The following is an 8,321-nucleotide window of genomic DNA, read 5'->3' on the forward strand; positions in this document are numbered from 1 at the left end:
AAGCTCCCTTCTTCTTCACATGGTTCTCTACTGGAATTGGTGAGTTTGCATCACTTGTCGTAGGTGCGATTTTGATCAATAAACTGGGACAGCGAATCGACCTTACAAGATAAGAAGTTTATAAGCTAGATTCTTGCTAAATCTAGCTTTTTCTATTCATAAAATTAAGAGAGAGCGCTTGACAAGCCGAGCGAACTATAGTATACTTTTTAGGTAGGCTGATTTAGCTCAGTAGGCAGAGCGCATCCATGGTAAGGATGAGGTCGCCGGTTCGATCCCGGCAATTAGCATGATAGAAGTAAAATGACCTTGGGAGACCAAGGTTTTTCTTATCTATCTGTATAAATGAAGTTAAAGCGTTTTGGCTGTTGACAAAAGTGACTCTATCTAGTAGAATAGTAGTTGCGATGAGTCGATAGGTAGTCTTCGGACTACTATTGAGCATAAGGAGGTCATAACGCAGGAGCGGACCTTGATGAGTTGTGTGAACCTGCTCATCACATGAAGATGCCTCTTAGTCTCTGGTTTTGTGCCAGAGACTTTTTTATTTTCAAAAGCATGTACAAAAATACTTTTCAATTTCTTGAAAAAGTAGTATAATACATCTATTATAGAAATTTTTAGAAAATTCCGAAAGAGGTTATTTATGGGATATACAGTTGCTGTTGTTGGTGCCACTGGTGCTGTGGGTGCTCAAATGATTAACATGTTGGAAGAATCAACTCTTCCAATTGAAAAAATTCGTTACCTTGCTTCTGCGCGTTCAGCAGGCAAGACCTTGAAATTTAAAAGTCAAGACATTACCATTGAGGAAACGACTGAGACAGCCTTTGAGGGTGTTGATATTGCACTCTTTTCAGCAGGTGGATCGACCTCAGCTAAGTATGCACCATACGCAGTTCAAGCCGGAGCGGTAGTGGTGGATAACACTTCTTATTTCCGCCAAAATCCGGATGTTCCCTTGGTGGTACCTGAGGTGAATGCCCATGCTCTTGATGCCCACAACGGGATTATTGCCTGCCCTAACTGTTCTACAATCCAAATGATGGTAGCGCTTGAGCCTGTCCGTCAAAAATGGGGCTTGAACCGTATCATCGTTTCAACTTACCAAGCAGTTTCAGGTGCTGGTATGGGAGCGATTCTTGAAACACAACGTGAACTTCGTGAAGTGTTGAATGATGGTGTGAATCCACGTGATTTGCATGCGGAAATCTTGCCTTCAGGCGGTGACAAGAAACATTATCCAATCGCCTTTAACGCTCTTCCACAAATCGACGTCTTTACAGACAACGATTACACCTACGAAGAGATGAAGATGACTAAGGAAACGAAGAAAATCATGGAAGATGACAGCATTGCCGTTTCAGCAACCTGTGTCCGTATTCCAGTCTTGTCAGCCCACTCAGAGTCAGTTTACATCGAAACAAAAGAAGTGGCTCCGATTGAAGAAGTTAAAGCAGCCATTGCAGCTTTCCCAGGTGCCGTTCTTGAGGATGACGTAGCGCATCAAATCTATCCTCAAGCTATCAATGCAGTTGGTTCACGGGATACTTTTGTTGGACGTATCCGCAAGGACTTGGATGCGGAAAAAGGAATCCACATGTGGGTTGTTTCAGATAACCTCCTTAAAGGTGCAGCTTGGAACTCTGTACAGATCGCAGAAACGCTTCATGAGCGTGGATTGGTTCGCCCAACTGCCACATTAAAATTTGAATTAAAATAAGCAAACTTTAGGTGCTGAGAGGTATCTCAGCACCTTTTTGTATCCAAAATAAACTAGAAGGAGAGCATCACCATGTCTTATCAGGATTTGAAAAACTGTAAAATGATTACTGCCTTTATCACCCCGTTTCATGAAGATGGGTCCATTAACTTCGAGGCTATTCCTGCCTTGATTGAGCATTTATTGGCCCATCATACAGACGGCATTTTGCTAGCTGGAACAACTGCTGAAAGTCCGACCTTGACCCATGATGAGGAATTGGAAATTTTTGCTGCTGTTCAAAAGGTTGTAGCAGGCCGTGTTCCTCTGATTGCAGGGGTCGGAACCAATGATACACGGGATTCCATTGAGTTTGTCAAGGAAGTAGCGGACTTTGGTGGTTTTGCTGCTGGTTTAGCCATTGTTCCTTACTACAATAAACCATCTCAAGAAGGCTTGTATCAGCATTTTAAAGCCATTGCAGATGCTTCTGATCTTCCAATCATTCTCTACAATATCCCAGGTCGGGTTGTGGTTGAGTTAACCCCTGAAACTATGCTTCGTTTGGCTGAACATCCCAATATTATCGGTGTTAAAGAGTGTACCAGTCTGGCTAATATGGCCTATCTGATTGAGCACAAACCAGAAGAGTTTTTGATTTATACAGGTGAGGACGGAGATGCCTTTCACGCTATGAACTTGGGGGCTGACGGAGTGATTTCGGTTGCGTCTCATACAAATGGCGATGAGATGCACGAGATGTTTACTGCCATTGCGGAAAGCGATATTCAAAAGGCAGCAGCTATTCAACGGAAATTTATTCCCAAAGTCAATGCCCTCTTCTCTTATCCAAGTCCTGCTCCAGTTAAGGCTGTTCTTAACTATATGGGATTTGAAGCTGGACCAACTCGATTACCTCTAGTTCCAACACCAGAAGAAGATGCCAAACGCATTATCAAAGTTGTCGTAGATGGCGACTACGAAGCGACTAAGGCAACTGTAACAGGAGTCCTTAGACCAGATTACTAATAAAGACAAAAAATCCATGACCGAATGAAGAATCATGGATTTTTTTATTTTCCTAAACAGAATTGACTAAAGAGTTGAGTGATGAGCTCATCAGGAGCTGCATCACCAGTGATTTCTCCGAGAATTTCCCAAGTGCGAGTCAAGTCTACTTGAAGCAAATCAACAGGCATGCCCAGTTCCAATCCTTGGTTGACAGCTTGCAGGCTTTCGACTGCCTTTTCAATCAAGGAGATATGGCGGGCGTTAGACAAGTAAGTAGCATCTTGCTCAACCAGACCTGCGTTTTCAAAGAAGAGGTTGTTGATGCGCTCTTCAATCTTATCGATGTTTTGATTTTTAAGGACTGAAATACGGATGACATCTTCTGGTAGTTCAGAAGTTTCAATCGCTTCAGGTAGGTCAGTTTTATTAAGCAGAATAATGCGATTTGTTTCTTGGCTGATTTCAAGTAATTGACGGTCTTGAGCTGTCAAGGGTTCGCTGGCATTTAAGACCAGGAGTACGAGGTCAGCTTCTTTGAGAGCTTTCTTTGAACGCTCCACACCGATTTGTTCAACGATATCATCTGTTTCTCGAATACCAGCTGTATCAATCAATTTAAGAGGAACCCCGTTAATATTGACGTATTCTTCGATGACATCTCGCGTAGTTCCTGCAATATCCGTTACGATAGCCTTGTCTTCGCGCAGAAGATTATTGAGAAGGCTGGATTTTCCAACATTGGGGCGGCCGATAATAGCGGTTGAAATTCCTTCACGGAGGATTTTCCCGCGGCGGGCTGTCCTAAGTAGATTGGTTAGCAATTGCTCAAACTCCATAGTTTTCTCACGGACGACTGTAGTAGTGGCTTCTTCAACATCATCATACTCAGGATAGTCGATATTGACCTCTACTTGGGCAAGCGTATTGAGGATTTCTTGGCGAGTATTATTGATAAGATCAGAAAGGGAACCATCTAGTTGCTTGACTGCGATATTCATAGCCTTGTCTGTCTTGGCACGGATGATGTCCATCACCGCCTCAGCCTGGGTCAAGTCCACCCGACCGTTGAGAAAGGCCCGCTTGGTAAATTCACCCGGTTCAGCCAATCGAGCTCCTTCACGGATAGCTAGCTGGAGAATTTCATTGGTCACCGCAATCCCGCCGTGGGTATTAATCTCAATAATGTCTTCACGAGTGAAGGTTTTGGGAGACCGCATGGCTCCGACCATAACCTCATCCATGACCTTCCCTGTCTGCGGGTCAACAATGTGACCGTAGTTGAGGGTATGGCTAGCAACCTTTCTCAAGTCTTTTCCTTTGAAAATCTTTTGCGCAATGGCAAAACTGTCAGTTCCGCTCAGGCGGACAATACCAATGGCTCCTTCACCTAGTGGAGTAGAGATCGCAGCGATGGTATCAAATTCACGTGTAATCATACTAATTCCTTTTGTATTTCTTTTCTTTGGATATGTATCCAAGCATCTCTTCAAATTGTAACAAAATTAGACTATTTCTTCAATGGATGCTACTTGGAGATTGAAAAAGCTTAAGCAATTCTGCTTAAGCTAGATTATTTGGTGCGCATTTCCCCTTGTGGGAAGTAAGTTCCTTCTGGCATATCGTTGATGATGACATGAACGGCTGATTGAGGTGCTCCAGTGTTACGGACAACAGCTTCCGTTACTTCCTTAGCAAGAGCTTTCTTTTGCTCGAGTGTGCGTCCTTCAAATAAATCGATGCGTACAAATGGCATAATAGCTTCCTCCACTAGTTTTTGATTTCTTCTATTTTACCACATTTTGCCGTTTAAAGCTTCAGAAAATTATGATATACTAGAATGTAGCAAAAATTTAGAAATGGACGTGAAATAATAGCATGGCACAGTTGTATTATCGTTATGGGACCATGAACTCTGGTAAGACGATTGAGATTCTCAAGGTGGCCTATAACTACGAGGAGCAAGGAAAGGGAGTTGTGATTATGACCTCTGCTCTAGATACGCGTGACGGTGTTGGCTATGTGTCGAGTCGAATCGGCATGAAACGCCCAGCCATTGCGATTGAGGAAACGACAGATATCTTCGGTTATATCCGAGACTTACCTGAGAAACCATACTGTGTGTTGGTTGATGAGGCCCAGTTTCTCAAGCGTCACCACGTTTACGACCTAGCTCGTGTTGTGGACGAGCTAGACATACCTGTCATGGCTTTTGGTTTGAAGAATGACTTTCGCAATGAATTGTTCGAAGGTTCAAAATACCTCTTGCTCTTAGCAGACAAGATCGAAGAAATCAAGACGATCTGTCAGTACTGTAAGAAAAAGGCGACCATGGTGTTGCGTACGCAGGATGGTGTGCCAGTCTATGATGGCGAACAAATTCAGATCGGTGGAAATGAAACCTATATCTCGGTCTGCCGAAAACATTATTTTGCGCCAATGATAGCATCTAATAAGGAGCAAAACTATGACAATTGAACTAAGAGATGTTACAATGGGAAATTATTTTGATGTTTTGAATTTGGATGTCAAGGAATATCAAAAACAATTCATTGCAACCAACGCAATTAGTTTGGCTGAAGCATATGTCTACATTAAAAATGGAGATTTTGTAGCACCATTGGCAGTTTATGATAATGATGCAATTATAGGTTTTGTGATGATAGCTTATGATAAAAAGATTGGAATTAGTAGTGGAAATTATTTACTATTTCGTTTTATGATTGATAAGGATTTTCAAAATCAAGGATATTTTAAACCAATTATGGATAAAGTGCTGGCCTATGTTCGGACAGCGCCAGCAGGTTTAAGCAATAAACTTTGGTTGTCTTATGAACCAGAAAACGAACATGCAAGATCTTGTTACCTCAGTTATGGATTCAAAGAAACTGGGGAAATATCCGAGAACGAAGTAGTAGCAATCTATGATTTAACAATTGAGAAATAAGGAGAAAAAATGAACATCTATGATCAACTACAAGCTGTAGAAGACCGTTATGAAGAATTAGGAGAATTGCTGAGTGACCCTGATGTCGTTTCTGACACCAAGCGTTTCATGGAGCTTTCGAAAGAAGAGGCTTCTACTCGTGATACAGTAACAGCCTACCGTGAGTACAAACAAGTCCTTCAAAACATCGTCGACGCCGAAGAGATGATTAAAGAGTCTGGTGGAGATGCGGACTTGGAAGAAATGGCCAAGCAAGAACTGAAAGATGCCAAGGCTGAAAAAGAAGAATACGAAGAAAAACTAAAAATCTTGCTCCTTCCAAAGGATCCAAACGATGACAAGAACATCATCCTTGAAATCCGTGGAGCAGCTGGTGGAGATGAAGCAGCACTTTTCGCTGGAGATTTGCTAACTATGTACCAAAAGTATGCGGAACGCCCAAGGCTGGCGCTTTGAAGTCATGGAAGCCTCTATGAATGGAGTAGGAGGATTCAAAGAAGTAGTAGCCATGGTTTCAGGTCAGTCGGTCTACTCCAAACTCAAGTATGAGTCTGGTGCCCACCGGGTACAACGAGTTCCTGTGACAGAGAGTCAAGGTCGTGTCCATACTTCGACAGCGACAGTCCTTGTCATGCCGGAAGTGGAAGAAGTAGAATACGATATTGATCCAAAAGACCTTCGTGTTGACATCTACCACGCATCTGGTGCTGGTGGTCAGAACGTCAATAAGGTTGCGACTGCCGTTCGTATCGTTCACTTGCCAACCAATATCAAGGTTGAGATGCAGGAAGAACGTACCCAGCAGAAAAACCGTGAGAAAGCCATGAAAATCATTCGTGCGCGTGTTGCTGACCACTTTGCTCAAATTGCTCAAGATGAACAAGACGCCGAACGTAAGTCTACTATCGGTACTGGTGACCGTTCAGAACGGATCCGTACTTATAACTTCCCACAAAACCGTGTTACAGACCACCGTATTGGCTTGACCCTCCAAAAACTAGATACCATTTTGGCTGGTAAATTGGATGAAGTAGTCGATGCCTTGGTTCTCTATGATCAAACACAAAAACTAGAAGAATTAAACAAATAATGAAATTAGCTCAATTATTTTCAGATTTTGAAGAAAAGTTGATTAGACAAGGAGAGGAAGCAGAAAGCCTCTCTTTTGTCTATCGTAGCTTAAAAAATCTCTCTTTTACAGACTTTGTCTTGGCCCTCCAGCAAGAGGTAACAGAGGAAGAAAAACAATTTGTAGAAGAAATTTACCAGCAGTTAGCAACTCATAAACCAGCTCAGTATATCATCGGACAGGCAGATTTCTTTGGAATGCAGTTAAAAGTGGATGAGCGGGTTTTGATTCCTCGTCCAGAGACAGAAGAGTTGGTGGAGCTTATCTTGGCCGAAAATCCTGAGGAAAATCTTAAGAGCCTAGATATTGGGACTGGAAGTGGCGCCATAGCTCTTGGATTAGCTAAAAACAGACCAGATTGGTCAGTAACAGCAGCAGATATTTCCCAAGACGCCTTAGAGCTTGCATCAGAGAATGCTAAAAATCAAAATCTTAATATATTTTTTAAAAAATCTGATTGTTTTGCAGAAATTTCTGAAAAATATGATATAATTGTATCCAATCCACCCTATATCTCTCGTGAAGATGAGTCAGAGGTTGGTTTGAATGTTTTGCATTCGGAGCCTCATCTAGCTCTCTTTGCAGATGAGGATGGCCTAGCTATTTACCGCAGAATTGCGGAAGATGCAAAAGACTATCTCACAGATGGTGGTAAGATTTACCTTGAAATTGGATACAAGCAAGGTCAAAGTGTTCCTGCGCTTTTTAGGAAACATCTTCCTGAAAAACGGGTACGAACACTCAAGGACCAATTTGGTCAAGATAGGATGGTTGTAGTTGATGATGGACAGGATTAGACAAGAGTTGGAAAAGGGCGGAGCTGTTGTTTTGCCTACAGAGACAGTTTATGGTCTCTTTGCTAAGGCCTTAGACGAAAAAGCTGTCGACCATGTTTACCAACTCAAACGTCGTCCTAGAGATAAGGCACTCAATCTTAATGTCGCTTCTCTAGAGGACATCTTGCACTTTTCTAAGAATCAGCCAACTTATCTAAAAAAGCTTGTGGAGAGCCTTTTACCAGGTCCCTTGACCATTATCCTCGAAGCCAATGACCGAGTTCCCTATTGGGTCAATTCTGGTCTTTCAACGGTGGGATTTCGGATGCCGAATCACCCCATTACACTTGATTTGATTCGAGAGACAGGACCCTTGATTGGGCCGTCTGCCAATATCTCGGGTCAGGCGAGTGGAGTGACCTTTGCTCAAATTCTAGAGGATTTTGATCAAGAGGTTCTGGGTCTGGAGGACGACGCTTTTCTAACTGGACAGGATTCGACTATTTTGGATTTGTCTGGAGACAAGGTGAAAATCTTACGCCAGGGGGCGATTAAGCGAGAAGATATTCTTGCTCGGTTGCCAGAGATTTCTTTTGAGGAGGAATGAGATGCTAAGAGATTTGCAAGAAACAGATGTGAATGCTATATGTGAGATTAACCAAGAGGCTTTGGGCTATTCTTTTAGTCCAGAGGACACAGCTAGTCAACTAGCTAGATTATCTCAGGATTCCCATCATTTCCTACTTGGTTATGAGGATG

Annotated in this window: 8 protein-coding genes, 1 tRNA gene and 3 pseudogenes; 10 read left to right on the forward strand and 2 right to left on the reverse strand. The window is 42.6% G+C overall.

The genetic code is table 11. The annotated features are described in order from the left end of the window. From SORDD16_RS11705 to dapA, 4 genes and pseudogenes are all read left to right on the forward strand, one after another. Nucleotides 1–113, forward strand: a pseudogene (locus SORDD16_RS11705) (QueT transporter family protein); the annotation flags it as partial. A gap of 104 nt (nt 114–217) precedes the next feature. Further along, nucleotides 218–290: transfer RNA gene (locus SORDD16_RS04290), tRNA-Thr, on the forward strand. A 356-nt stretch (nt 291–646) separates the two neighbouring features. Continuing rightward, entirely contained in the window at nt 647–1,723 is a 1,077-nt protein-coding gene (locus SORDD16_RS04295; RefSeq protein ID WP_061452499.1) for an aspartate-semialdehyde dehydrogenase, read from the forward strand. A gap of 72 nt (nt 1,724–1,795) precedes the next feature. Continuing rightward, a complete protein-coding gene (dapA, locus tag SORDD16_RS04300; RefSeq protein ID WP_061452500.1) occupies nt 1,796–2,731 on the forward strand; it encodes a 4-hydroxy-tetrahydrodipicolinate synthase in 936 nt (311 codons plus the stop codon). A gap of 44 nt (nt 2,732–2,775) precedes the next feature. Here the strand turns inward: dapA and mnmE are convergent, their stop codons facing one another. Together mnmE and SORDD16_RS04310 are read right to left on the reverse strand one after the other, a co-directional pair. Continuing rightward, nucleotides 2,776–4,149 (reverse strand): tRNA uridine-5-carboxymethylaminomethyl(34) synthesis GTPase MnmE, encoded by a 1,374-nt coding sequence (gene mnmE, locus SORDD16_RS04305; RefSeq protein ID WP_061452501.1) that lies wholly within the window; start codon nt 4,147–4,149, stop codon nt 2,776–2,778. A 134-nt stretch (nt 4,150–4,283) separates the two neighbouring features. Continuing rightward, nucleotides 4,284–4,466 carry a 4-oxalocrotonate tautomerase gene (locus SORDD16_RS04310; RefSeq protein WP_001117401.1) on the reverse strand — a complete coding sequence of 61 codons (183 nt, stop codon included), beginning with the start codon at nt 4,464–4,466 and terminating at the stop codon, nt 4,284–4,286. Nucleotides 4,467–4,588: 122 nt separating this feature from the next. Between SORDD16_RS04310 and SORDD16_RS04315 the strand changes: the two genes are divergently transcribed. From SORDD16_RS04315 to SORDD16_RS11710, 6 genes and pseudogenes are all read left to right on the forward strand, one after another. Next, nucleotides 4,589–5,188, forward strand: a complete 600-nt coding sequence (locus SORDD16_RS04315; protein WP_061452502.1) for a thymidine kinase — start codon at nt 4,589–4,591, stop codon at nt 5,186–5,188. Next, nucleotides 5,178–5,657, forward strand: coding sequence for a GNAT family N-acetyltransferase (locus SORDD16_RS04320; protein ID WP_061452503.1), 480 nt, complete (start codon nt 5,178–5,180; stop codon nt 5,655–5,657). The genes SORDD16_RS04315 and SORDD16_RS04320 overlap by 11 nt, the downstream gene beginning before the upstream one ends. Nucleotides 5,658–5,666: 9 nt before the next feature. Further along, nucleotides 5,667–6,747: pseudogene (prfA, locus tag SORDD16_RS04325) on the forward strand (peptide chain release factor 1). After that, entirely contained in the window at nt 6,747–7,583 is an 837-nt protein-coding gene (gene prmC / locus SORDD16_RS04330) for a peptide chain release factor N(5)-glutamine methyltransferase (RefSeq protein ID WP_061452504.1), read from the forward strand. Before prfA ends, prmC begins: the two are co-directional and overlap by 1 nt. Beyond that, complete coding sequence (locus SORDD16_RS04335) at nt 7,567–8,169, forward strand: L-threonylcarbamoyladenylate synthase (protein ID WP_061452505.1); 603 nt, start codon at nt 7,567–7,569, stop codon at nt 8,167–8,169. The genes prmC and SORDD16_RS04335 overlap by 17 nt, the downstream gene beginning before the upstream one ends. A 1-nt stretch (nt 8,170) precedes the next feature. Continuing rightward, nucleotides 8,171–8,321, forward strand: a pseudogene (locus SORDD16_RS11710) (GNAT family N-acetyltransferase); the annotation flags it as partial.

It is taken from the genome of Streptococcus oralis, assembly GCF_001578945.1.
Classification (GTDB): domain Bacteria; phylum Bacillota; class Bacilli; order Lactobacillales; family Streptococcaceae; genus Streptococcus; species Streptococcus oralis_Q.

Excerpts from the sequence above, each read along its gene's own strand:
- dapA (WP_061452500.1), top strand. The coding sequence starts at position 1,796 with ATGTCTTATCAGGATTTGAAAAACTGTAAAATGATTACTGCCTTTATC.
- SORDD16_RS04320 (WP_061452503.1), top strand. The coding sequence starts at position 5,178 with ATGACAATTGAACTAAGAGATGTTACAATGGGAAATTATTTTGATGTT.
- SORDD16_RS04315 (WP_061452502.1), top strand. The coding sequence starts at position 4,589 with ATGGCACAGTTGTATTATCGTTATGGGACCATGAACTCTGGTAAGACG.
- SORDD16_RS04310 (WP_001117401.1), bottom strand. The coding sequence starts at position 4,466 with ATGCCATTTGTACGCATCGATTTATTTGAAGGACGCACACTCGAGCAA.
- SORDD16_RS04295 (WP_061452499.1), top strand. The coding sequence starts at position 647 with ATGGGATATACAGTTGCTGTTGTTGGTGCCACTGGTGCTGTGGGTGCT.
- prmC (WP_061452504.1), top strand. The coding sequence starts at position 6,747 with ATGAAATTAGCTCAATTATTTTCAGATTTTGAAGAAAAGTTGATTAGA.
- SORDD16_RS04335 (WP_061452505.1), top strand. The coding sequence starts at position 7,567 with ATGATGGACAGGATTAGACAAGAGTTGGAAAAGGGCGGAGCTGTTGTT.
- mnmE (WP_061452501.1), bottom strand. The coding sequence starts at position 4,149 with ATGATTACACGTGAATTTGATACCATCGCTGCGATCTCTACTCCACTA.